We start from the raw sequence: 23,749 nt of genomic DNA on the forward strand, positions 1-23,749 counted from the left end.
AACGCGTTGGGTCAGGCCCGAGCCGCCATGCTGACGGGTGTTCCACTCATCCATGCCGGCGAGGATCTCGTCGCTGTGGTGGATGGCGATCACCGCTTTTCATCGCCGGTGACGACGTTTCGTGGACGCCGGCCTGGGTCGAAGGCGCGGTGCAGACTTCGCTCAATGCGGTGTGGGGCATCATGAAACACTTCGGCGGTGCAACTCACGCCGAGAATCCGGGTCCAGGTGATGTGTTCAATGAGATCGGACCGATCGCCCTGCCCGAGTAAGAGGAATCCGAAATGCGCGTAGCCCTTTACCAATGTCCTCCGCTGCCGCTGGATGTCGCCGGCAACCTGCAACGCCTGCAGCAGTTGGCGCAAGAAGCCAAGGGCGCCGACCTGCTGGTGCTGCCGGAAATGTTCCTGACCGGTTACAACATCGGCGTCGATGCCGTCAGTGTGCTGGCAGAGGTGCACAACGGTGAATCGGCACAACAGGTGGCGCGCATCGCCAGGTCTGCCGGGATCGCCATCGCGTATGGCTATCCCGAGCGTACGGCGGACGGGGCTATCTACAACGCCGTGCAGTTGATCGACGCCAAAGGCGAGCGGGTCTGCAATTACCGCAAGACACACCTGTACGGCGACCTCGACCGTTCGATGTTCAGCCCCGGCAGCGATGATTTCCCGGTCGTCGTGCTCAATGGCTGGAAACTGGGCTTCCTGATTTGCTACGACCTGGAGTTTCCGGAAAATGCCCGTCGACTGGCAGTGCAAGGCGCCGAGCTGATTCTGGCGCCAACGGCGAACATGATTCCCTTCGATTTCGTCGCCGATGTCACGGTCCGTGCCCGTGCCTTCGAGAACCAATGCTACGTAGCCTACGCCAACTACTGTGGGCATGAGGGCGACATCCACTATTGCGGCCAGAGCAGCATCGCCGCACCGGACGGCAGTCGCATTGCCCAGGCAGGTCTCGATGAAGCGCTGATCGTCGGTGAGCTGGATCGTCAGTTGATGGTCGATTCGCGCGCCGCCAACCGTTATCTGCTTGACCGCCGCCCAGAGCTTTACGGCGCGCTGAACAAACGCTAATCCGCTAGCATGGGCACTTCCCTGTTCTGGAAGTGCCCATGTCTGCGCTCAATACCCCTCGCCCTCACACCGAAACCCTGGCCAACGGCCTGCGAGTGACGCTGCGCCATGCGCCCGAACTCAAGCGATGCGCGGCGGCGTTGCGGGTCGCTGCCGGCAGCCATGACGCACCGCTGGCCTGGCCTGGGCTGGCGCACTTTCTTGAGCATCTGTTGTTTCTGGGGACCGAGCGTTTTCCTGCGGACCAGGGGCTGATGGCTTACGTCCAGCGTCACGGTGGACAGGTGAACGCGCGAACCAGCGAGCGCACCACCGACTATTTTTTCGAGTTGCCGCCCCAGGCTTTTGGCGGTGGGTTGGAGCGTCTGTCAGACATGCTCGCTCATCCGCGTATGAACCTGGACGATCAGCAGCGGGAACGAGAGGTGTTGCAGGCGGAATTTGTCGCCTGGTCGCAGGATGCGGCAGCCCAACGGCAGTTGGCGTTGTACGAAGGCCTTTGTGAAGCTCATCCACTGCGCGGCTTTCATGCCGGCAATCGTGACAGCCTGCCGGTGCCGGACCCGGCATTTCAGCAGGCGTTGCTGGCATATCATGAACGTTACTACCAGGCTGGGCAGATGACCCTGAGCCTGGCTGGGCCGCAACCGCTCGAAGCGCTGAAGGCTATGGCCCAGGCCTTCGCCGACGCCCTTGCTGGCGGCGCGTCAGCCCTGCAAAAAGCGCCAGTCGCGTTAATGAATGCGCCGGAGAAAAGTTATCAACAGGTCAGCGAAAATCGACTGGACCTGCTGTTCGCCCTCGAAGGACTGCCTGAGTCGTCATCTGAAGCGTTGGCATTCCTCTGCCATTGGCTGAACTCGACAAAACCCGCCGGTCTGCAGGCGGAGCTGAGTCGCCGTGGCTGGGCCGATCAATTGAAAGCGGCTGCGCTGTATCAGTTCGCCGGTCAAGCCTTGCTGCATATCGAGTTCACTTCGAGAACGACGGGATCACCCGACGCGGTACGCGGACAACTGATGGACTGGCTGGCGTTCTTTGCTCGCCAGGACTGGAGCCGGTTGCGCGACGAATACACCGCCCTGCTCCAGCGCCAGCAGCAAATCAGCAGCGCCATGCAGTTGGCCCGACAGGACAGTGAGCAACGCGAAGGCGGATTAACCGAACGTGGCGTCACCGCGCTGAAGGAAATCCTGCAACAAATCGGCGCTGTGGATAACTTCACCGGGCAATGGCAACTGCCAGCCGCCAATCCGTTTTTACCGGCCCAAGCGCCCGCGCAAAACGCCGGACTGATTCGCGGCCAGACCAGCGCACACCGCGGTTTGCGCACCTTTGCCCAGGATCGTTCGCGCAGTCGTCGTGAACGTTCGCCCATGCAGTTCAGCCAGGCATTGCCGGATAACGGCACACAAGGCGCGGTGTATGTGCGCTGGCGCCTGCAATCGGCGCCAGCCAGCCGCCTGCAATCGAGCCTGAATAACCACCTGCAACCGTTGCGCGAGGACGCGCGGCAGGCCGGCGTGGACGTTACATTCAGCGCCTCCGGCAATGAATGGCTGCTGAAAATGACCGGGCTGCAGGAGCCCATGCCCGTGGTCCTGGAACATGTGCTCAAGACGCTGACAAATGCCGGTGATGTTTTCCTGCAGGATGAATCGACAACCGCTGGGCTGATACCGATTCGTCAATTGCTCAAGGCCTTGCCCGAGAGCGGCCTTGAGCCTGTCGAGGCGTCGATGGACGTACGGCAGCTCTGGTCAGGTGCTCGTTGGGATGGCCTGGCGATCGGTCTTTCCACTCAGACCCAGGCCGCAATGGGCCTCGCGTTGAGCCGCATACCCGGTACGCCGGACAATCAACTGACGCCATCGCCCGCCCTTGCGGCGCAACGCCTGTGGAACCGGATCGATACCGGGACCGGTGATCACGCACTGCTGCTGTTCTGTCCGACCGCCACCGCAGAAATCGCCGACGAAGCGGCGTGGCGCCTGTTGGCACACGTCTGTCAGACGCCTTACTACCAGCAACTGAGGGTGCAATTACAGCTCGGTTATGCGGTGTTCAGCAGCCTGCGCCAGATGCATGGGCAAACCGGTTTGCTCTTCGGCGTGCAATCGCCCGACGTCGCGCCGTCGGATCTGTTGCAACATATCGAACGGTTCCTCGACGCATTGCCAGCCCTGATCGGCAACATCGATGACAACGAGTTCATGGCTACGCGCCAGGCCCTGGCCGATCAGTTCGCCCCTGCAACCTTGCCGGACGACCAGGCTGCCGAACTGCTCTGGCAGGGCAAATTGGTCGGCCGCTCGTCGGATTACCTGACGCAGTTGCCCCTGGCGATTGTCCAGATTGATCGAGCCGCACTGATTGCTGCCGCCCAACGCGTGAGCCGGGCCGATGGCGGCTGGCGCTGCCTGGCCAATGCGCCCAGTCCCGGCGCACCTTGGCAAGCGACAAAATGATCATTACCAAAGTCGTAATTAACTTTCTCGAACATTTTCAGCCAACTCCTTTGAAATTTTAAGTAACATAGCTCCCTAACTATCTGAACATCTCCCGCTGGAGGTGGACTATATGTATAGGCACAACCGTCCCATCACCTTAAGGAGCGCTCCCATGGCCTGGTCCAAACCTGCTTACACCGACCTGCGTATCGGCTTTGAAGTCACCATGTACTTCGCCAGCCGCTGATCACTGCCCTGGCAGATAGGCAGCACAACGCCTCGGTGATCCCGAGGCGTTTTTTTTCAGCGTTGAAATGATGGAGCCTCCATGTTTGTCCAGATTCTGGGTTCCGCCGCCGGCGGCGGTTTTCCCCAGTGGAACTGCAACTGCGCCAACTGCGCAGGTTTTCGCGATGGCAGCCTGCGGGCCCAGGCGCGAACCCAGTCGTCCATCGCCATTTCCGATGACGGCGTGAACTGGGTGCTGTGCAACACCTCCCCGGACATCCGCGCCCAGCTGCAAAGCTTCGCCCCGATGCAACCGGCTCGTGCCCTGCGCGATACCGGGATCGGCGCGATCCTCCTGATGGACAGCCAGATCGACCACACCACCGGTCTGCTCAGCCTGCGCGAAGGCTGCCCGCATCAGGTCTGGTGCACCGACATGGTCCACGAAGACCTGAGCACCGGTTTCCCGCTGTTCAACATGCTGACCCACTGGAACGGCGGCCTGACCTGGAACCGTATCGAACTCGACCAGAGCTTCAGTATCCCGGCCTGCCCCAACCTGCGTTTCACCCCGCTGCCTTTGCGCAGCGCCGCACCGCCCTACTCGCCACACCGCTTCGACCCGCATCCGGGCGACAACATCGGCCTGATCGTCGAAGACCTCGGCACCGGCGGTAAATTGTTTTACGCACCGGGCCTGGGCAAGGTCGATGCGCCGTTGCTGGAACTCATGGCCAGCGCAGATTGCCTGCTGGTGGATGGCACGCTGTGGGATGACGATGAAATGCAACGCCGTGGCGTCGGCACCCGCACCGGCCGAGAGATGGGCCACCTGGCACAGAACGGCCCCGGCGGAATGCTCGAAGTGCTGGAGCAACTGCCTGCGCAGCGCAAGGTACTCATCCACATCAACAACACCAACCCGATTCTCGATGAGGACTCGCCCGAGCGCGCGGAACTGGATCGGCGTCAGGTTGAAGTGGCGTATGACGGCATGAGTATTGTGCTGTAGCCGAGGGCCCCATCGGCCGTAGGAGCCAGGCTTGCCGGCGAACCAGGCGCTGCGGTGCATCTGTTTCACCGCGTAATCGTTCTTCGCGGGCAAGCCTCGCTCCTACAGGCGATGAGGCCAGTGCAGACACCAAAGACTTCAATGGTTGTACACCGGAGAACCGCAATGACCGACACCCCGATGTCCCCCGCCGAATTCGAAGCCGCCCTGCGCGCCAAGGGCGCCTATTACCACATCCATCACCCGTATCACGTGGCGATGTATGAAGGCCGGGCGACCCGCGAGCAGATCCAGGGCTGGGTCGCCAACCGTTTTTACTATCAGGTGAACATCCCGCTCAAGGACGCCGCGATCCTTGCCAATTGCCCGGATCGCGAGATCCGTCGCGAGTGGATTCAGCGTCTTTTGGACCACGACGGCGCACCCGGCGAGGACGGTGGCATTGAAGCCTGGCTGCGCTTGGGGCAGGCGGTGGGTCTTGATCCTGACCAGCTGCGCTCTCAGGAACTGGTACTGCCTGGCGTGCGTTTCGCCGTGGACGCCTACGTCAACTTCGCCCGCCGCGCCAGTTGGCAGGAAGCCGCCAGCAGTTCGCTGACCGAACTGTTCGCGCCGCAGATTCACCAGTCGCGCCTGGACAGCTGGCCGCAGCATTACCCCTGGATCGACCCGGCCGGCTACGAGTATTTCCGCACACGCCTGGGCCAGGCTCGCCGCGATGTCGAGCACGGCCTGGCGATCACCTTGCAGCACTACACGACAAGGGAAGGCCAGGAGCGCATGCTGGAAATTCTCCAGTTCAAACTGGACATTCTGTGGAGCATGCTCGATGCCATGAGCATGGCCTATGAACTCAATCGCCCGCCCTATCACAGCGTGACCGGACAACGGGTCTGGCATAAAGGAATCGCGTTATGAGCTTCGACCGCAGCAAGACCCCGACATGGCGCCGAGGCTACCGCTTCCAGTACGAACCGGCACAGAAAGGCCACGTACTGCTCTACCCCGAGGGCATGATTAAACTCAATGAAAGCGCCGCCTTGATCGGCGGCCTGATCGATGGTCAACGCGATGTCGCGGCGATCATTGCCGAGCTCGACAAGCAGTTCCCCGACGTACCGGAGCTGGGGGACGATATCGAGCAATTCATGGAGGTTGCCCGTGCAGAGCACTGGATCGAACTTGCCTGATCACGCCTCAGTCAAGTTACCGCCCAAACCGGAAATCGGCCTGCCGCTATGGCTGCTGGCCGAGCTGACCTATCGCTGCCCGCTGCAATGCCCCTACTGCTCCAACCCGCTGGATTTCGCCGAACAAGGCAAGGAGCTGAGCACCGAGCAGTGGATCAAGGTATTTCGCGAAGCGCGGGAAATGGGCGCGGCGCAATTGGGCTTTTCCGGCGGTGAACCCCTGGTTCGCCAGGATCTCGCCGAGCTGATTGCCGAGGCCCGCCAGTTGGGCTTCTACACCAACCTGATCACCTCCGGCATCGGCCTGACCGAGCAGAAAATCAGCGATTTCAAGAAGGCCGGGCTGGACCATATCCAGATCAGTTTCCAGGCCAGCGACGAACAGGTGAACAACCTGCTGGCCGGTTCGAAAAAGGCCTTCGCGCAAAAACTCGAGATGGCCCGCGCGGTGAAAGCCCATGGCTATCCGATGGTGCTGAACTTCGTCACCCATCGACACAACATCGACCAGATCGACCGCATCATCGAGTTGTGCATCGCGCTGGAGGCGGACTTTGTCGAACTCGCCACTTGCCAGTTCTATGGCTGGGCACAGCTCAACCGTGTTGGCCTTTTACCGACCAGAGAACAACTGGTGCGCGCCGAACGCATCACCAATGAATACCGCGCCAGACTCGAAGCCCAAGGGCATCCCTGCAAGCTGATTTTCGTTACGCCCGACTACTATGAAGAAAGACCCAAAGCCTGCATGAACGGTTGGGGCAGTATTTTTCTGACAGTCACCCCGGACGGAACCGCGTTGCCTTGCCACGGCGCCCGACAAATGCCGGTGCAGTTTCCCAATGTGCGCGACCACAGCATGCAGCACATTTGGTACGACTCGTTCGGCTTCAACCGCTTTCGCGGCTATGAGTGGATGCCCGAGCCTTGCCGTTCCTGCGACGAAAAGGAAAAGGATTTCGGCGGCTGCCGCTGCCAGGCGTTCATGCTCACCGGCGATGCGAGCAATGCCGACCCGGTGTGCAGCAAATCGCACCATCACGGCGTGATCCTCAAGGCTCGCGAAGAAGCCGAACACGCGACCCAGACCATCGAACAACTGGCCTTTCGCAATGAACGAAATTCACGCCTCATCGCCAAGAGCTGAACCTTTCAGCGCCGCCAAAGCCGTCGCGGCCGGAATAGACTTTGCCGAGCTGCAGGTCGGCCCACAGGGCCTGTTCTGGAACGAGTACCGACCGGAGGATGCCGCTTGCCGCATCTGGCATTGGCGCGAGGGTGCAGCCAAATGCCTGACACCGCCGGGCTTCAGCGTGCGCAGCCGGGTGTACGAATATGGCGGTGGCGCGTTTTGCCTGACAGACGATGGCGTGGTTTTCGTCAACGAAGCCGACCAGCAGTTGTACCGTCAGTCATTGCAAGGCGAAGTACCCCAAGTGCTGACACATGGCGTGTGCCGCTATGGTGATTTGCAGTTCGCCAACGGGCAGGTGCTGGCCGTGGAAGAGAACCGCGACCGGCATCGTCTGGTGGCGATCGACCTGACTGACGGAACGCGCCATTTGCTGGCCGAAGGCGCCGACTTCTACGCCGCTCCGACGCTCAGCCCAGACGCGCAACGCCTGGCCTGGATCGAGTGGCATCGACCGGACCAGCCATGGACCGCGACCCACTTGATGGTTGCCGAACGCCAGAACGACGGTGGTTTTGGCCCCGCCCGTTGCGTGGCCGGCGACGAGGCTCAAGAGTCCCTGCAACAACCGCGATTCGACAGCAGTGGCCGCCTTTTTTGCCTGACGGACCGCGACGGCTTCTGGCAGCCATGGGCGGAATCGGCAAACGGTTTGCTGCCCCTGCCGGCGACGGCTGCCGACCATGGTCCTGCGCCGTGGCAGCTCGGCGGCTGTACCTGGTTGCCACTGGGCGAGGATCGCTATCTGGCGAGCTGGACCGAAAGCGGATTCGGTCGCCTGGGGCTTTGCGGTGCCACCGTCGAAGACTTCACCGGCAACTACAGCCGCTTCCGTCACCTTGCCCTGGATGATCGATTCATCTACTGCATCGCGGCATCACCGGTCAGCTCATCGGCCGTGATCGCCATCGACCGCAAAACCCGACAGGTCAAGGTGCTGGCCGGTGGTATCGCGCCGTTGCCCGCCGAGCAGATCAGCCGCCCGCAAACCCTGTGCTACTCAAGTGGTTCAGGCCAGGCCCATGGTTTCTTCTACCCGGCGATGACCAACGCCACGAAGCCACCGCTGGTGGTGTTCATCCACGGCGGCCCGACTTCGGCGTGCTACCCGATGCTCGACCCGCGCATCCAGTATTGGACGCAGCGGGGTTTTGCCGTGGCCGACCTCAACTATCGAGGCAGCAGCGGTTATGGCCGCACCTATCGTCAGGCGTTGCATTTGAGTTGGGGTGACGTCGATGTCGAAGACGCGTGCGCGGTGGTCCGCCATCTGGCCGAGCGCGGCTTGATCGACGGCGATAACGCCTTCATCCGTGGCGGCAGTGCCGGTGGCTACACCTCCCTGTGCGCACTGGCCTTTCACAATGTCTTCCGTGCCGGTGCCAGCCTGTATGGCGTCAGCGACCCCGTCGCGCTGGGCCGGGCCACCCACAAGTTCGAGGGCGACTACCTGGACTGGCTGATCGGCGATCCCGTGCAGGACGCCGAACGCTATGCCGCACGTACGCCGTTACGGCATGCAGCCAACATTCGCGTGCCGATGATCTTCTTTCAAGGGGAACTGGACGCCGTGGTCGTACCGCAGCAAACCCGCGACATGGTCGAGGCCTTGCAGAACAACGGCATTGCGGTCGAAGCGCATTACTACGCGGACGAACGCCACGGTTTTCGCAAGGCCGGCAATCAGGCCCATGCGCTGGAACAGGAGTATTTGTTTTATCGGCGGGTGATGGAGCAGACGGGCTGAAGTTCACCGGCGACTCGATCGCGAGCAGGCTCGCTCCCACAAGTACCGGGTGATCCCTGTGGGAGCGAGCCTGCTCGCGATAGCTATCTGTCCAACGCCACAAAACTCAGCGCTTGGCGATGATGTATACCGCATGGACGATCCCCGGAATGTAACCGCACAGCGTCAACAGAATATTCAGCCAGAATGCCCCGCCAAACCCCACCTGTAGAAACACCCCCAACGGCGGCAACAGAATGGCGATGATGATGCGAATGAAATCCATGGGGTCAGCTCCTGCTTCAAGTCGGCTCATGCGAGCCCTACCAGCAATCGACCCGTGCTGATCGTCAGGGTTCAGTCCGATTTCTCAGGCCAGAATCCCGATCAAGCCGAAATTGCCAAAAGCCAATCCCAGGCTGCAAAAAAACGCCCCACGCCAAAAGAATCAGGCGCAGGGCGTGCGTTATACCGCGAGACGGTTCGGGAATGCGGGCAGGGAGGGTGCGATCAGACGGCAATCCCTTTGCGGCACTGCAATTGCGCGGTGCGCACGCGAGAGAAGGCACGGGCCAGACGCAGCAGCATCTCGTCGATGTTGGCCTTGCTGACGGTCAGTGCCGGGGTAAAGCGCAGGCAGTCGGGTTGCGGCGCATTGAGCAGCAGGCCTTCGTGCAAGGCTGCCTTGGCCACGGCATCAGCGCAGTCGTCCGACAGCGTCAGCCCCCAGAGCAGTCCTTGCCCACGCAATTGGCCATGACCATACCGATGAGACAAACGCAGCAGGCCTTCACGCAGGTGCTCGGCGCTTTGGGCCGCATGCTCGAGAAATCTGCTGTCCTGTACGCTGTCAAGAACAGTCAGCCCCGCCGCCGTCATCAGCGCATTGCCATGATGGGTGCCGCTCATTTCGCCCTTGTCGAAACAGCAAGCCTTGCCCCGTGCCAGCAGCGCCGCCAGGGGCACGCCACCACCGAGCCCTTTGCCAAGTACAACGATATCGGCCCGTACGCCGTAGGACTGTTCCGCCAGCAACGAGCCGCAACGACCGATACCGGTCTGCACTTCGTCGAGGATCAGCAGGATGCCCAGTTCCCGGCACAGACGTTCGACACCTTTGAGGTAATGGGCTGTGGCGGGAATCACGCCGGCTTCGCTCTGGATGGGCTCGAGCATGATCGCCACCGTGCGTTCATCCACGGCCGCGTGCAGTGCCGGAAGGTCGTTGAACGGCACATGGCTGAAGCCCGGCAATTGTGGTTCGAACCGGTTGATCAGTGCCGAACTGTCCGACGCCGAAATCGTTCCCAGACTACGACCATGGCTCGCGTTGTTGGCCACGATGATCCGCGAGGCGCCGCCGCGATATTGCTGACCCCATTTGCGTGCCAGCTTGATCGCCGCTTCGCAGGCTTCGCTGCCGGTGTTGAGCAAATACGCCTGGTCGCTGCCGGTGCTGGTACACAAGCGCTCAGCCAGATTGAGCATGCCGCGGTTATGCAGATTAAAGCCGGGATTGATCAGCGATTGGGCCTGCATCGCGATTGCACTGACCAGCGCCTTGGGGCTGTGGCCGAGGCTGTTGGCCCCGTTGCCCTGCGAGAAATCCAGGTAAGCGCGATCTACGTTGTCCCACAACCATGAGCCTTGGCCACGGACAAAAACCTGTTGCGGGCGCTCGACGCTGGGCATCAGACACTCGCTGGAAACGTTGTCATTTGTGCTGGAGTAGGAAGCATCCGCCACCAAGTCATCGAGACTGGTTGAATGACGGCGCAGGCTGAAGAGATTCATGGGTTCAACCCTTGCTTGCGGTTTTTTGCGTTACCTATGCAAACGGTTTCGGGGAAAACGGTATTCATTGCACTCTGTGGCCCTGTAAGCCTTGTGAATGCGGTTAGACTAGGGCCAGACAAGGCGTTGAGCCATTTCGATTTCCGAGCATTATCGATAAGTAAGCCTTATGGATTTCAAGCAACTGCGTTATTTCGTCGCGGTCTACGAAGAAGGCCATGTGGGCCGCGCTGCCGAGCGACTGTCCATCTCGCAACCGGCGCTGTCCCAGCAAATTCGTCATCTGGAACAAAGCCTCGATGTGAGCCTGTTCGAACGCAGCAGCAAGCGCCTTTTGCCGACATTGGCCGCCCATACGCTGTACAACCATGCCCTGCCCTTGCTCGATGGTTTGCAACGGGCGCGTGAAGCACTGGGCAATTTCAAGGGACAGGCACTGCGTACGTTGGCCATTGGCGTGCTGCAAACCGTCCATAGCAGCCTGGTGCCACAGATGCTCGACCGAGTGCGTAAGGCCCAACCGCACCTGGTGGTGCAGATCTATGAACTGACGGGACTGGAGATCGAGCGTCGACTGCTCAATGGCTCGCTGGATATCGGCATCAGCTACTTGCCACCCCGGCAACCGGGACTACATGGCGTGATGCTGTACGAAGATGAATTGACCCTGGTCATCCCGGCGGAGCATCCACTGCGCGAATTCAAGAAAGTGTCGATGAGTCAGGCTGCCGAGCTACCCATGCTGTTACTCGGTGAAGAGTTTCAGATACGGCAGATCTGGCAGGCGCAATTGGCCAGTCTCGGACGGCGACCTCAGGTACAGGCCGAACTGAACAACATGGCGGGGATACTCGATAGCCTGCCCCATACACGCCTGGCGACGGTGCTGCCGGGGCGCTCACAAAAGACTCACGACGACAAGGATCTTCTCTGGAAACCCCTGAGCGAACCGCGGGTGCCGCTGAAAGTCGGGTTGGTGTGTCGCGATGTGCAACGGCAACAGGCTTCGCTGGCGTTATTGCGTACGTTGCTTGAGGAGGTGATGAACCGGCCGGATGAACGCTTGAACGGCTCACCGGAACTGGACGGTTTGTAAACACTTTTTCGCAGGCATAAGAAAACCCCGCCGAAGCGGGGCTTTGCAGACTGTTTCCCTGACATCCATTTCACTCCGCCGTCCTGGCAGAATCCTACGTGTCCGTGTTGTTGCTTTGCGCTTCCTGCGCGACGTCCATGTGAAGTAGATTAACTGTGGATCCAATTTACGCCTATGGGAGAACAGCAACACGTCATGTAAGAGAATGCTTACATGACGTTACGTCTTCAGAACTGCGCTGCATCCAACAGGTAAAGCGACTCGCTACCGGCCTTCACCGACGCACTCAGCGAATGGATCCGCGGCAACAGGCGCGCGAAATAGAAACGCGCGGTGCCCAGTTTGCTCGCGTAGAAATCGTCCTGCGCTTGCTTGCCAAATGCCGCTTTGGCCATCAACGCCCACATGTAGGCATATGCGGTGTAGCCGAATGCCTGCAGATACTCTACCGAGGCGGCACCGATTTCGTTCGGGTTGGCCTTGGCGCGGTCCAGCAACCAGGCCGTCAGTTCATCGAGGGTGGTCACCGCGTCGTTCAACGGCTTGGTGAACTCCGCCAGCTCTGCACTGGCTGTTGCGGTGAAGTGACGAATCTCATCGGCGAACAGATTGTAGAACGCACCGCCGCTGCCGACGATCTTGCGTCCAACCAGGTCCAGCGCCTGAATGCCGTTGGTGCCTTCATAGATCTGGGTGATGCGCACGTCGCGCACCAGCTGCTCCTGGCCCCATTCACGGATGTAACCGTGCCCACCGAAAACCTGCTGGCCATGAATCGTGCTTTCCAACCCCAGATCGGTCAGGAATGCCTTGGCCACCGGGGTCAGCAGTGCCACCAGGTCTTCCGCGCGTTTGCGGGTTGCGGCGTCTTCGCTGAACTTGGCGGTGTCCAATTGCATGGCCACGTATGTCGAGAAGGCACGGCCGCCTTCGTTCGAGGCCTTCATGGTCAGTAGCATGCGGCGTACATCGGGATGGACAATGATCGGGTCAGCCACCTTGTCCTTGTTCTGCGCGCCGGTCGGCGAACGGCTTTGCAGGCGGTCACGAGCGTATTCGACGGCGTTCTGGTAGGAGCGCTCACCACTGGCCAGGCCCTGGATGCCGACACCCAAACGTTCGTAGTTCATCATGGTGAACATCGCCGCCAGGCCTTTGTTCGGTTCGCCCACCAGGTAACCCACGGCGTCATCGAAGTTCATCACACAGGTCGCAGAAGCCTGGATACCCATCTTGTGTTCGATCGAACCGCAGGTCGCCGGGTTGCGCGCGCCCAGGCTGCCATCGGCATTGACCAGGAACTTGGGCACCAGGAACAGCGAGATGCCTTTCGGACCTGCCGGAGCGTCCGGCAGCTTGGCCAGCACCAGGTGAATGATGTTTTCAGTCAGGTCGTGCTCACCACCGGTGATGAAGATCTTGGTGCCGCTGACTTTGTAGGTGCCATCGGCCTGTGGTTCGGCCTTGGTGCGGATGATCCCCAGATCGGTCCCCGCGTGTGGCTCGGTCAGGCACATGGAACCGGCCCAGACACCGGCATACATGTTCGGCAGGTACGCGGCCTTGAGCTCTTCGCTGGCGTGGGCGTTGATCGACAGGCAAGCGCCGGCGGTCAGCATCGGGTACAGGCCGAACGACAGGCTGGCGGAGTTGACCATTTCTTCAACCTGGGCCGAAACCGCCTTGGGCATGCCCATGCCGCCGTACGCTGGATCGCCACCGACGCCAACCCAGCCGCCTTCGGCGTAGGTCTGATAAGCCTGCGGGAAACCGGCCGGCGTGGTGACGACACCTTCGGCCCAGTGACAACCTTCTTCGTCGGCCGCACGGCTCAGGGGGGCGATGCTTTTGCTGGTGACCTTGCCGGCTTCTTCGAGAATGGCTTCGACCGTTTCGGCATCGACAGAATCGGCCAATGCCGGTAGCTCGGCCCAGAGTTTGGTGACTTCGAACACTTCATTGAGTACGAAGCGCATATCGCGCAGGGGCGCTTTGTAGTCAGCCATGGCAAACCTCGCAAGATCTAAACAGGTGATTCACAGGAAGGGTGTATTCGTTGGACCGGAGTGTACCCCAACAACTTTTGCGACACATAGGGTCGACACATGACCGTTTTGTTATTTTTAGTCATCGAGGTACACCTGACGAACGGGTTCGCGGGCAAGCCTCGCTCCTACAGTAATGCAGCGAAAGTTGCTTACTGTAGGAGCGAGCGGTGCGGCGATCCGACTTGCCCGCGAAGCTTTTCGCTATCCCTCAGAGTGAAAACAATTCTGCCGGCAACTGCATCAAACAATCGCTCCCCGCCTCGATGGCCGCACGATGAGCAGCGGTTCGCGGCAACAGGCGCTTGAAGTAAAACTCGCTGGTCGCCAGTTTGGCCCGGCAGAAATCAGCGTCGCCACTGCCCGCATCCAGCTGTGCCTGCGCCACCAGCGCCATGCGCAACCACAGGTAACCGAGAATGATGTAACCGCTGTACATCAGGTAATCCACCGAGGCCGCACCGACCTCATCGGGATTTTTCATCGCGGCCATGCCGACCTGGGTAGTCAGCTCGCCCCACTGCCGATTCAACCCGTCGAGCTGCGCGACGTAGCGAGCCAACTGCGGATGCGCGGCGTTCTCCATGCAGAACGTGTGAACGATTTTGGTGAAGCCGCGCAGCAACTTGCCCTGGCTGCCCAGGACCTTGCGCCCGAGCAGATCCAGTGCCTGTATGCCGTTGGTACCTTCATAGATGGGCGCGATGCGGCAGTCGCGCACCAGTTGCTCCATACCCCACTCACGGATGAAGCCATGGCCGCCAAACACTTGCATGCCGTGATTGGTCACTTCCAGGCCGGTTTCGGTCATGAAGGCTTTGCAGATCGGCGTCAGGAACGCCAACAGGTCTTCGGCATCCTGTCTCGCTGTTTCATCCTTGCCCAGGTGTGCGACGTCCAGCAATTGCGCGGTGAAATAAGTCAGCGCGCGATTGCCTTCGTTGAAAGCCTTCATGGTCAGCAGCATCCGCCGCACATCGGGATGGACAATGATCGGGTCGGCGGGTTTCTGCGGTGCTTTCGGGCCAGTCAGTGAACGCATCTGCAAGCGGTCGTTGGCGTATTTGACCGCGCCCTGGAAACTGGTCTCGCCCAGACACAGTCCCTGCATGCCGGTGCCCAGGCGCGCATGGTTCATCATGGTGAACATGCAATTGAGACCCTTGTTCGCCTCCCCAATCAGGAAGCCCCTGGCGCCGTCGAAGTTCATGACGCACGTGGCCGAGGCCTTGATCCCCATCTTGTGCTCGATGGAGCCGCAGGACACACCATTGCGCTCCCCGGCCTCACCCGCGGCATCGGGCAGGAACTTGGGCACGATAAACAGTGAAATGCCTTTGGTCCCGGCCGGTGCATCCGGCAGCTTGGCCAACACCAAGTGCACGATGTTGTCGCTCATGTCGTGCTCACCGGCGGAGATGAAAATCTTGCTGCCGGTAATCGCATAGCTACCATCGGCCTGGGGCACGGCACGGGTCTTGATGATGCCCAGATCGGTACCGCAGTGAGCCTCGGTCAGGCACATGGTGCCGGTCCACTGGCCGGCGGTGAGTTTGCTCAGGTAAGTCCGCTTCTGTTCATCGGTGCCATGGGCGTGAATGGCCGACATGGCGCCGTGGGTCAGGCCGGGGTACATGCCCCATGAGGTATTGCTGGAGGCCACCATCTCGCTGATCACCAGCCCCAGCGAACTCGGCAGGCCCTGGCCGCCGTACTCAGGATCTGCCGCCAGGCCATGCCAGCCGCCCTCCACGTATTGCGCGAATGCCTGCTTGAAACCTGCGGGCGTTGTCACCACGCCATTATCGAAATGGCAGCCCTCTTCATCGCCGCTGCGATTGAGTGGCGACAGCACGTTCTCGCAGAATTTCGCGCCTTCTTCCAGAATCACGCTGACCATGTCCGGGCTGGCGTCGGTTGCGCCCAGCGCAGCGTAATTGCGGTGAAAGTCAAAGACGTGGTCGATCAGAAAACGCATGTCGCGCAGGGGCGCTTTGTAGTCGGGCATGGTGATTTCTCCGGCGGCAGATCCTCTCAACCTACTGCCGGCGTACACGCCTCACAATCACAGTCCAGACGCTGAATGCGCCGTCATCACTCAACCGTAGCGGCATCCATGCGCACCGCGCCACGACGGTTCTGGCCGAACACCATCACGCAGTTACGCCCGGCGCCCTTGGCGCTGTAGAGCGCCTGGTCCGCGGACTTGAGCACTTCGTCGGGGGTTCGCTGTTCGATCCGCTCGGCCGCGCCAATGCTGACGGTAACCGATACCGTCGAAGCGCTGGAGCCGGAACGACGCTGCCGCCCTTGCGTGTCATCCTGTGGACGGCTGTCCTGGTTTCGCAGGTGGATGTTGTAGCTGGCGATGGATTCGCGGATCACTTCCAGATGGGGCAGGCATTCTTCGACGGTCTTGCCCGCAAACACCATGGCGAACTCTTCACCACCATAGCGATACGCCTTGCCACCGCCGCCGATTTTCGCCAGCTTGCTGGCCACCAGCCGCAGCACCTGGTCACCGACATCGTGGCCGTGGGTGTCGTTGAATTTCTTGAAGTGATCGACGTCGCTCATGGCCAGCACATAGTTGCGCCCCAGGCGCTGCATGCGCTCGTTCAGCGCACGACGGCCCGGCAACCCGGTCAGCTCGTCACGGAAGGCCATCTGATAAGCCTCGTGGGCAACGGCGGCGGCGATCATCAACATCACCTGACTGCACATGATGTTCAGGGTAAACGGCAGGATGAAGGTCTTGGGCAACATCCAGAACAGGCCCAGCAGGCCGACCAGTTGCGCCGCATGCAGGGGTCTGGGATTGCGCCAGTACTGCCAGGCCAGCAACAGGAATGAAGCGATGAACACCGGGTACGACAGCTGGATCAGGCTCATCCATGCCCCATGCAGGGCCGGCCAGCGGATCTCCGACAGCCACATCAATAGCGCCTGCGGGTAACTCTGCTCCAATCCCAGCGCCACACTGCCTACCGCCAGCAACACGGCGAAACGCGCCACCATGTCCTGGAACAGGTGCGTTCGCTCCTGCCAGGCGGCGAACACACCAAACATCAGTGGCAACAGCAAGCAACATAAATGGAAGACCACCGCGGCGTCTTCACGCACCTTGCCGTTATCGCGGTAGTAGTCGGTCTGGGTGTCGAGGAGGAAGTAGGCGATGTACACCGTGACCATCAGAAACAGTTCGCGCTGGCGTCGGTATACACCGCAGTAGGCGCCACCGAGCAGCAAAACCAGGGTGGGCAGCACGTTGAACAGCGAAGTGAAGAAAACGCTCAGGTCCTTGACGTACGCAGCCGCAAGCCCCGCCAGCAACAGCAGCAACGACGGCAGGAAATGACTGAAACGTACAGCGGAAGAGCGCGGCAAGGGTAAAGCTCCGACCGGTCAGATCAATAGATGGCAATATGCCCACTACTGTAACGGCAGAACCCCCAAATTGCTGAGTGAATTGCTGAGGTATTTTTAAAAGAGCGTCACTGACGGCCGTCGCAGCCGTCAGTGACGCAAGGGGAAATCACATCAGCTCGTTGCCGAACGGTTGCAACGGACCTTCAGTGAGCGGACGACCTTCAGCACCGACCGGCTTGAGTTGGATCTCGGCGTCCTTCGCCTGGCGAGTGGTGATTTTCGGACTGGCCGGTTTTTGTGACACGGCGTTTTCATCGCCTATCGCGCCCTGTGGCAGCACCAGCGACGGATGATCGAACGGTGCCCGTTCCCATGCCACGCGCGGGTCGGTCAGGCCGACTTCCATGAACTTGACCAGCGCATCCACTTCATCGGGGGTCAGGTCGAGCCGGGTCATGTCCGGATCGAGGTTCGAGCCGTTGTGCTGATTGACCGCCGGGTGTTCGAACCCACTGGTATTGCTCGCGTCCTCGCCGCGCCGGTCGCCACCACGGTTGTAGAACTCCATCACCTGCTTGAGCGTGGCGCGGCTGCCGTTGTGGAAATACGGCCCGGTCAGCGCAATGTTGCGCAGGGTCGGCGTCTTGAAGGCACCATCGACCGCATCACGGAAACCGACACTGGGTTTGAGTGTTGCATCGCAGGGAATTGCCGCGCTCAACGGCGCTTCAAAGGTGCAGACATCGACATCCAGCGGGTCAGGTATCTTCCCGCCTTGCAGCACGGTGTTGTACTCACGGGTGAAGGACAACGGGTTGCCCCAGGCATCTGAGCCGCCGACCGCCAGGTCTTCGGAAGTCGGACGCACGCCGGTGTTGTAGAAGCCGTTGTCGTAGAGCGTGGTCAGGTTGTCCGCCATGACCATGCGTTCGATGCGTTCGCGGGGGTGGAACTGCAAGCGACTGGCGGCGTTGGTCAGCTCGGCACCACCGTGGCAACTGACGCACTTGCCCTTGCCCAGGAACAGATTCATACCCTGAATCTGTTGGGCGTCCATGGCCGTTTGATTACCTTGCAGGTACGCGTCCAGCGGCGCCTGGTCCGATACCAGCGTGGCCTCATACATCTGAATCGCCAGGCCGAAGAACAGCGGGAAGTTGGCTTCCATCTGGGTGTAGGGGGCATCGCCCACCAACACTTGTTGCGTGGCGTTCCACAACCTTGGCTGGAAGGCGTTTTTGATCAGCTCACGGTAGGTAGGACGACGCGCACCGGACACTGGGCCCAGCACCGAGTCGGTGGATGAGATCCGCTGCTGCTTGAGCATCAGCGTATCGAGCATGCGTCGACCGATATCGGCGAACGTCCGCCCGCCGCAAGACATTTCCACAGGGCTGCCGGGAGGGCCCACCGCCTGCGAAGCCGCCGAGGCATCGTTAAGTGCCAGGCGCACCTTGGTGGCCACGCCGCTGTTGTCCTTGGTCACGTAGATCCCGGCATCGGGATCGCGATTACCAAATGGCGAGAAGCCATTGAACACGTTGTTGGCCCGACCATCCCAGAAGTTGCGCACGTTGAACGCGGCGTTGATCACCGTCGGCGCATTGCGCCCGGTACTGCGCCGCACGTTGATGCCACCGACCTGGAAGATACCGTCGGGTTGCTGGATGCACTTGTCGAAACGTGCCTGTTTGGGTTTGACGAAGTTGGCGTCGAATACGCCTTGTGAGCCGATCACGTCATCGGTCGAATAAAGAATCGCCGAATTGCGATCCAGCGGATCGGCCAGTACGTGGGTTGGAAAGTCGGCCTTTTTCAGCAGATAGTTCGGACCGCCCTTGCCACCGGACTTGGTCGTATACGACGGCACATCGCCAGGAATGTCCGAGGCCACGAACGGCTTGTTGAAGATCGACGCGACGTTCGCGTTGGTATTCGCCTGTCCGGGGTTGATCTGGTTGGTGGTGCGATGATCGACACCCGCGTGGAAATGGCATGACGCGCATGCGGTGCTGCCGTCACTGCCGATTTCCATGTCCCAGAACAGGGCCTTGCCCAAAAGGATTGCTGCCCCGCGGTTGGTGACATAGTCGGTCATCAGATCGACCTTGCGCCCGCCTTCGGTACCCGAAGGATCAGGCGGCGTCATTCCGTGCAACGACTGCAGGCTGGGCACATCCACCACGGGGGGAACGGTGTCCACCGGATCGGCGGCGAAGGCGCTCAAGGCGGGCAGGCCGGCGGCGAACAGCGCACCCGCCATCGCCGCCCACCGAGTGTTTCCAAAAATGCTCGAGTACTTAGCCATGATGACACTCTCGATTCAATACGGAGTAGCCAGTTCCGTGATTGTCCTGTTGCGAGATGAACTCGTCGCCATATTTCCCGCCGACTGCACAAGTAGCAACGCCCACTGATAGTTGCTCAGGCAATGCAAGGCCTAACTGGCAAAGTACACTCTTGGCTCAGGCTTATAAAAATTGCTTTGTCGCACCACGGTTGGGATGCTTAACCTGACTTTAGCTGTAACAAAAAATTTCATCAGAAAAAAATGAATATTTTTTCAACTATCAAAAACGCAGAAAAATGCCGTCAATAAAACTGCATACGAGCAATTGAAACAACTTCAAAACCCTCCTCAAATCCGGTGGTTTCCCCACCCACTTGTGGGGGTTATTCCCCAAAGACACTCGACACACAACCGTGTACAGAATTTAAATCATTGTAATTTAATGATATTTCTCAAAAACAACACGACCAGAAAATATTGGCAAACTAGTTGCTACTCATACATCGAGAGTTAACAAATAAACGCTGGAAGAGTTTTAGAAAGCGCCCCTTATTAAATAGAGATACTCCATTCGTACGCAGGTTGTACTGCGTAAGCTATGGAGTTTATTTTATATTGTCGGCCGCACAACTTTATTACTAACACTTCGATATATTTCTCTTGCCAAGCCATTTCACCAGGAGTACATATAAACAAACATTCTCATTCACTTCTCCAGCGAGACAAACAACCAGCAGAAACCTCAACTTCGCGAACTCCCGAATATGGGCGTATATCCCCCCCTATATTGGTGAATATCCATTCGGCCATGTTGCGCGAACTTCCCTCCATTTTCGTGCAGCCCGCATTCCCCGCGCGCTCGCGGCCATTTGTGTCTGAATATTTCAGAACAGGCACGACACCTGCTTTGCACGCCTCAAGCTCAAGGAAGGCTTCTCGCGATTGCGTCCGTAACCGGCCGATGCATCGCAGGTTGGATGTATCAAAACGGCAAATGCCGACTGCCAACAGGCGCTTTTGCCGTTGAATCGAGCCCCATCCGACACTCACGGTTTTGCGCTTTTTTGCGCCAGGATTCAGCGCATCAACAGAACTGTGAAGCGATTGGCCGGCAACTGGTCCTGCATTGCTCTGGAGAGAACCATGAACCTATTTGCAAAAATAAAATCGCTGGCCGCGCCTCCAAGCCCAAAACGATTGAGCGGCGCCATAAGTCGCCCCGCACTGATCGCCAGTGCGGTCGCCCTGGCAATGCTCCTGGGAGGAGGAGCTGCCTATGCCGCGAAAGGCGCGCCTGGGGGCGGGGGCGGAGGAGGCGGCGGTGGCGGCGGTGGCGGCGGGACCGCCAAGCCCCCTACCAAAGGGGCGGTGGCGCCATTCGCCACACCCACGCTGCCCGATCCCGTCTTCGCTGATGCTACTGCGATTCACGGCTTCGACGTGACGGGCTTTATCCAGGACATGACGGTAGATTCCCCCGCCGAAACCTGCCCAGGGGCTACCGTCCCAGCGGAGCGCAGTGGCGGCAAGATTATGGTCAATGGCACGACCATTACCGTCCCTTGCAACATGATCATCCAGATGCCGGCCAATACCCTGAGTTGGCGCGATTTCGTCAACGGTGGGGCATTGGGACTCAATAGCACCCGGCCTGCCTACCCATCGTTCGAGATCCACGTGGTGGGCAATACCGTCAATGGCAAACAAATCGCCGGGTTGATCGATGTATCCCAACAGACAACCCAGACAGGCAGCGGCTACATCAGTCGGATCGACCTGGACACTGGCAATATCGAGGTGACCAGCACCAACTCGCCGCAGCCCACGGTACTGCAGATCAACGACCCGAATGGACGCTTCGGCCGAGTCCGGACCGCAGACCCGCGCTTCTCCGTGGATGATGCCAACCCGACCATTCACGCGGCCACCGGCTTTCCCATGTGTGTGCCTCGTGGCGCCGATGACGCATTATGCCCGCAGAAAAACCGGCCACTGGCCAAGACACCGACCACAACCAATAACTGCCGCAATTTCAGTCAGGCCAGCGTCAGTCCACTGCCGGCCAGCGGCGAATTGAGCCCACCTGCGCTGGGTCAGGTTTATTGCAGTCAGTTCGTCATGAAAGCGGTAGCCGACGCGACAAGGCTCCCGACGGATCCAGATCCGCGCCAGCAGGCGCCTTTCGAAGTCGGCGACTTCATCACTTATTCCGGCACCCTGTTCAAGTCGCCAACCTCGGGAAATCCGGACTTCATCTCCGCCCACACCATCGAAGCCAACGTCGGTATCTACACGCAGCCCGGTACGCAGCCCAGCTACCTGTCTATCGGCGAGTTCGGCATCGGCAGCGCAGATCCCAACCCAGTAGCCGTCAGCGGCGTGGCGCAGGAAACCCAGGACCGGTTGTTCCTTGAGACATCGACAACCGACATCCTGACACCGGTGGATATTTACCTTATCGATGTGGACAACAACGGCGTGGAACATAACCGTTGGGTGACCCCCTATGAGATGACCGGTGAATGCAATCCAGCACTGACCCTGGCAGCGACTTGCCGTGGTGTCTCGGGCGGCATTACCACTCAGAACACCGGTGCTCAACCACAGCGTGCCAGGCTGCGGGCAAGCAAGGCGCCAACCGGACTGCTCAGCCAGCCGACCCGGACCCTGCGGGTGATGGCGCGCTCAATGTGCGTTCCGGACCCGAACAATCTGTCACAGGCCCTGGTGGACAACTGCCTTGCCAGTCAAGCTCCAGTGGCCAATGGGCTGATCGCGGGGCAATACGTGGCTCCGGTGTTCGAGTTCATCTTTCCGGAAAACGTCAAGCCGGGCGACCCCGTCGTTCCTAACGACTTCTGGCACCTTCCGTTCATTCGCAATGGCGAAGGCTCCGCCACCCCGACGGGTGCCGGACCACTGGCCCCTACCCCGTGGTGAGCAATGCCTGACGATGGCGCAAAAAAAAAACCGCCGCTCCCGAAGGAGCGGCGGTTTTTTTTTGAAGAACTGCGTTAAGCCTTAGTAGCCCAGTGCGAAGTCTTCTTCTTTCATGTCCATCAGGTTGTTGGCACCCGACAGCATGGTTGCGACGTAAGTGCGGGTACGCGGCAGGATGCGCTGGAAGTAGAAGCGCGCGGTCTGCAGCTTGGCGGTGTAGAACGCTTCATCGGAAGTGCCGGCAGCCAGTTTCTCGGCAGCCAGACGCGCCATGTCAGCCCAGAAATAGGCCAGGCAGGCGTAACCGGAGTACATCAGGTAGTCCACGGAGGCCGCGCCGACTTCTTCGCGATCTTTCATGGCCGCCATGCCGACCTTCATGGTCAGTTCGCCCCACTCCTTGTTCAGCGCTGCCAGCGGTGCAATGAATTCCTTGACGGCTTCGTTGCCTTCGTTGTTCTGGCAGAACTTGTGCACGATCTTGGTGAAACCCTTGAGGGCTTCGCCCTGGGTCATCAGCACTTTGCGGCCCAGCAAGTCGAGTGCCTGAATGCCGGTAGTGCCTTCGTACAGCATGGAGATACGGCTGTCGCGAACGTTCTGCTCCATGCCCCACTCGGCGATGAAGCCGTGGCCGCCATAGATCTGCACGCCGTGGTTGGCCGCTTCAAAACCGACTTCGGTCATGAAAGCCTTGGCGATTGGCGTCATGAACGCCAGCAGTGCGTCGGCTTTCTTCTTCTCTTCTTCATCCACACCGTACTTGACGATATCGACCTGCTTGGCGGTGAAGTAAACCATTGCACGGTTGCCTTCAGCGAACGCCTTCATGGTCAACAGCATGCGGCGCACATCAGGGTGCACGATGATCGGGTCGGCAGCTTTGTCCGGCGCTTTCGGGCCAGTCAGCGCGCGCATTTGCAGACGCTCGCGAGCGTATTTCAAACCGCCCTGGAAGCCGATTTCAGCGTGGGCCAGACCTTGCAGTGCGGTACCCAGACGTGCGGTGTTCATGAAGGTGAACATGCAGTTCAGGCCTTTGTTCGCCGGGCCGATCAGGAAACCTGTGGCGCCATCGAAGTTCATCACGCACGTGGCGTTGCCGTGAATGCCCATCTTGTGTTCGATCGAACCGCAGCTCACAGCGTTGCGCGCGCCGGCGGAGCCGTCGGCGTTCGGCAGGAACTTGGGAACGATGAACAGGGAAATGCCCTTGGTACCGGCCGGTGCATCCGGCAGGCGGGCCAGCACGATATGAACGATGTTGTCGGCCATGTCGTGTTCACCGGCCGAGATGAAGATCTTGGTGCCGGACACTATCTAGGAACCGACGGCCTG

The 23,749-nt window shown here is 59.9% G+C and carries 16 protein-coding genes and 3 pseudogenes; 11 read left to right on the forward strand and 8 right to left on the reverse strand.

Annotation, left to right across the window (positions count from 1 at the left end):
- Positions 1–93, reverse strand: a pseudogene (locus ACQKP2_RS25630) (oligoribonuclease); the annotation flags it as partial.
- Positions 94–95: 2 nt separating this feature from the next.
- On the opposite strand from ACQKP2_RS25630, the pseudogene ACQKP2_RS25635 reads away from it, so the two are divergent.
- The 9 genes and pseudogenes from ACQKP2_RS25635 to ACQKP2_RS25675 form a co-directional block, all read left to right on the forward strand.
- A pseudogene (locus tag ACQKP2_RS25635) lies at positions 96–272 on the forward strand (amine oxidase); the annotation flags it as partial.
- A gap of 12 nt (positions 273–284) precedes the next feature.
- On the forward strand, positions 285–1,079 hold the full coding sequence (locus tag ACQKP2_RS25640; RefSeq protein WP_427580554.1) for a carbon-nitrogen hydrolase family protein: 795 nt from the start codon (positions 285–287) through the stop codon (positions 1,077–1,079).
- A 38-nt stretch (positions 1,080–1,117) separates the two neighbouring features.
- Positions 1,118–3,547 carry a pyrroloquinoline quinone biosynthesis protein PqqF gene (gene pqqF / locus ACQKP2_RS25645; protein ID WP_427580556.1) on the forward strand — a complete coding sequence of 810 codons (2,430 nt, stop codon included), beginning with the start codon at positions 1,118–1,120 and terminating at the stop codon, positions 3,545–3,547.
- A gap of 154 nt (positions 3,548–3,701) precedes the next feature.
- A complete protein-coding gene (pqqA, locus tag ACQKP2_RS25650; RefSeq protein ID WP_080591079.1) occupies positions 3,702–3,776 on the forward strand; it encodes a pyrroloquinoline quinone precursor peptide PqqA in 75 nt (24 codons plus the stop codon).
- An 81-nt stretch (positions 3,777–3,857) separates the two neighbouring features.
- On the forward strand, positions 3,858–4,769 hold the full coding sequence (gene pqqB, locus ACQKP2_RS25655) for a pyrroloquinoline quinone biosynthesis protein PqqB (protein ID WP_427580557.1): 912 nt from the start codon (positions 3,858–3,860) through the stop codon (positions 4,767–4,769).
- A gap of 165 nt (positions 4,770–4,934) precedes the next feature.
- Complete coding sequence (pqqC, locus tag ACQKP2_RS25660) at positions 4,935–5,687, forward strand: pyrroloquinoline-quinone synthase PqqC (RefSeq protein WP_427580559.1); 753 nt, start codon at positions 4,935–4,937, stop codon at positions 5,685–5,687.
- Positions 5,684–5,959, forward strand: coding sequence for a pyrroloquinoline quinone biosynthesis peptide chaperone PqqD (gene pqqD, locus ACQKP2_RS25665; RefSeq protein WP_427580561.1), 276 nt, complete (start codon positions 5,684–5,686; stop codon positions 5,957–5,959). Before pqqC ends, pqqD begins: the two co-directional genes overlap by 4 nt.
- Positions 5,952–7,106 (forward strand): pyrroloquinoline quinone biosynthesis protein PqqE, encoded by a 1,155-nt coding sequence (pqqE, locus tag ACQKP2_RS25670; protein WP_427580563.1) that lies wholly within the window; start codon positions 5,952–5,954, stop codon positions 7,104–7,106. Before pqqD ends, pqqE begins: the two co-directional genes overlap by 8 nt.
- Complete coding sequence (locus tag ACQKP2_RS25675; protein ID WP_427580564.1) at positions 7,072–8,898, forward strand: S9 family peptidase; 1,827 nt, start codon at positions 7,072–7,074, stop codon at positions 8,896–8,898. Before pqqE ends, ACQKP2_RS25675 begins: the two co-directional genes overlap by 35 nt.
- 106 nt (positions 8,899–9,004) lie before the next feature.
- Here ACQKP2_RS25675 and ACQKP2_RS25680 read toward each other — a convergent pair whose 3' ends face one another.
- Both ACQKP2_RS25680 and ACQKP2_RS25685 read right to left on the reverse strand, forming a co-directional pair.
- Positions 9,005–9,163 (reverse strand): YqaE/Pmp3 family membrane protein, encoded by a 159-nt coding sequence (locus ACQKP2_RS25680; RefSeq protein WP_003228885.1) that lies wholly within the window; start codon positions 9,161–9,163, stop codon positions 9,005–9,007.
- A gap of 224 nt (positions 9,164–9,387) precedes the next feature.
- Complete coding sequence (locus tag ACQKP2_RS25685) at positions 9,388–10,671, reverse strand: aspartate aminotransferase family protein (RefSeq protein WP_427580567.1); 1,284 nt, start codon at positions 10,669–10,671, stop codon at positions 9,388–9,390.
- Positions 10,672–10,840: 169 nt separating this feature from the next.
- Here ACQKP2_RS25685 and ACQKP2_RS25690 point away from each other — a divergent pair, with 169 nt between their 5' ends.
- Positions 10,841–11,767 (forward strand): LysR family transcriptional regulator, encoded by a 927-nt coding sequence (locus ACQKP2_RS25690; protein ID WP_427580568.1) that lies wholly within the window; start codon positions 10,841–10,843, stop codon positions 11,765–11,767.
- Positions 11,768–11,994: 227 nt separating this feature from the next.
- On the opposite strand, the gene ACQKP2_RS25695 is transcribed toward ACQKP2_RS25690, so the two are convergent.
- The 4 genes from ACQKP2_RS25695 to ACQKP2_RS25710 all read right to left on the reverse strand — a co-directional run bounded on the left by ACQKP2_RS25695 (position 11,995) and on the right by ACQKP2_RS25710 (position 19,489).
- A complete protein-coding gene (locus tag ACQKP2_RS25695; RefSeq protein ID WP_427580570.1) occupies positions 11,995–13,773 on the reverse strand; it encodes an acyl-CoA dehydrogenase C-terminal domain-containing protein in 1,779 nt (592 codons plus the stop codon).
- A gap of 250 nt (positions 13,774–14,023) precedes the next feature.
- Positions 14,024–15,820: an acyl-CoA dehydrogenase C-terminal domain-containing protein gene (locus tag ACQKP2_RS25700; protein ID WP_427580571.1), complete on the reverse strand. Its 1,797-nt coding sequence runs from the start codon at positions 15,818–15,820 to the stop codon at positions 14,024–14,026.
- 86 nt (positions 15,821–15,906) lie between these two features.
- Positions 15,907–17,199 carry a GGDEF domain-containing protein gene (locus ACQKP2_RS25705; protein ID WP_427580573.1) on the reverse strand — a complete coding sequence of 431 codons (1,293 nt, stop codon included), beginning with the start codon at positions 17,197–17,199 and terminating at the stop codon, positions 15,907–15,909.
- A 148-nt stretch (positions 17,200–17,347) separates the two neighbouring features.
- On the reverse strand, positions 17,348–19,489 hold the full coding sequence (locus ACQKP2_RS25710) for a cytochrome-c peroxidase (RefSeq protein ID WP_427580575.1): 2,142 nt from the start codon (positions 19,487–19,489) through the stop codon (positions 17,348–17,350).
- Positions 19,490–20,614: 1,125 nt separating this feature from the next.
- On the opposite strand from ACQKP2_RS25710, the gene ACQKP2_RS25715 reads away from it, so the two are divergent.
- A complete protein-coding gene (locus ACQKP2_RS25715; RefSeq protein WP_427580577.1) occupies positions 20,615–22,411 on the forward strand; it encodes a hypothetical protein in 1,797 nt (598 codons plus the stop codon).
- 81 nt (positions 22,412–22,492) lie between these two features.
- On the opposite strand, the pseudogene ACQKP2_RS25720 reads toward ACQKP2_RS25715, so the two are convergent.
- Positions 22,493–23,728: pseudogene (locus tag ACQKP2_RS25720) on the reverse strand (phenylacyl-CoA dehydrogenase); the annotation flags it as partial.
- Positions 23,729–23,749 lie beyond the last annotated feature (21 nt).

The organism is Pseudomonas sp. NPDC089569 (genome assembly GCF_050280625.1).
Lineage (GTDB): Bacteria > Pseudomonadota > Gammaproteobacteria > Pseudomonadales > Pseudomonadaceae > Aquipseudomonas.

Coding starts and splice junctions, on each gene's coding strand:
- ACQKP2_RS25640 (WP_427580554.1), top strand. CDS start 285: ATGCGCGTAGCCCTTTACCAATGTCCTCCGCTGCCGCTGGATGTCGCC.
- pqqF (WP_427580556.1), top strand. CDS start 1,118: ATGTCTGCGCTCAATACCCCTCGCCCTCACACCGAAACCCTGGCCAAC.
- pqqB (WP_427580557.1), top strand. CDS start 3,858: ATGTTTGTCCAGATTCTGGGTTCCGCCGCCGGCGGCGGTTTTCCCCAG.
- pqqC (WP_427580559.1), top strand. CDS start 4,935: ATGACCGACACCCCGATGTCCCCCGCCGAATTCGAAGCCGCCCTGCGC.
- pqqD (WP_427580561.1), top strand. CDS start 5,684: ATGAGCTTCGACCGCAGCAAGACCCCGACATGGCGCCGAGGCTACCGC.
- ACQKP2_RS25675 (WP_427580564.1), top strand. CDS start 7,072: ATGAACGAAATTCACGCCTCATCGCCAAGAGCTGAACCTTTCAGCGCC.
- ACQKP2_RS25680 (WP_003228885.1), bottom strand. CDS start 9,163: ATGGATTTCATTCGCATCATCATCGCCATTCTGTTGCCGCCGTTGGGG.
- ACQKP2_RS25685 (WP_427580567.1), bottom strand. CDS start 10,671: ATGAATCTCTTCAGCCTGCGCCGTCATTCAACCAGTCTCGATGACTTG.
- ACQKP2_RS25690 (WP_427580568.1), top strand. CDS start 10,841: ATGGATTTCAAGCAACTGCGTTATTTCGTCGCGGTCTACGAAGAAGGC.
- ACQKP2_RS25695 (WP_427580570.1), bottom strand. CDS start 13,773: ATGGCTGACTACAAAGCGCCCCTGCGCGATATGCGCTTCGTACTCAAT.
- ACQKP2_RS25700 (WP_427580571.1), bottom strand. CDS start 15,820: ATGCCCGACTACAAAGCGCCCCTGCGCGACATGCGTTTTCTGATCGAC.
- ACQKP2_RS25710 (WP_427580575.1), bottom strand. CDS start 19,489: ATGGCTAAGTACTCGAGCATTTTTGGAAACACTCGGTGGGCGGCGATG.
- ACQKP2_RS25715 (WP_427580577.1), top strand. CDS start 20,615: ATGAACCTATTTGCAAAAATAAAATCGCTGGCCGCGCCTCCAAGCCCA.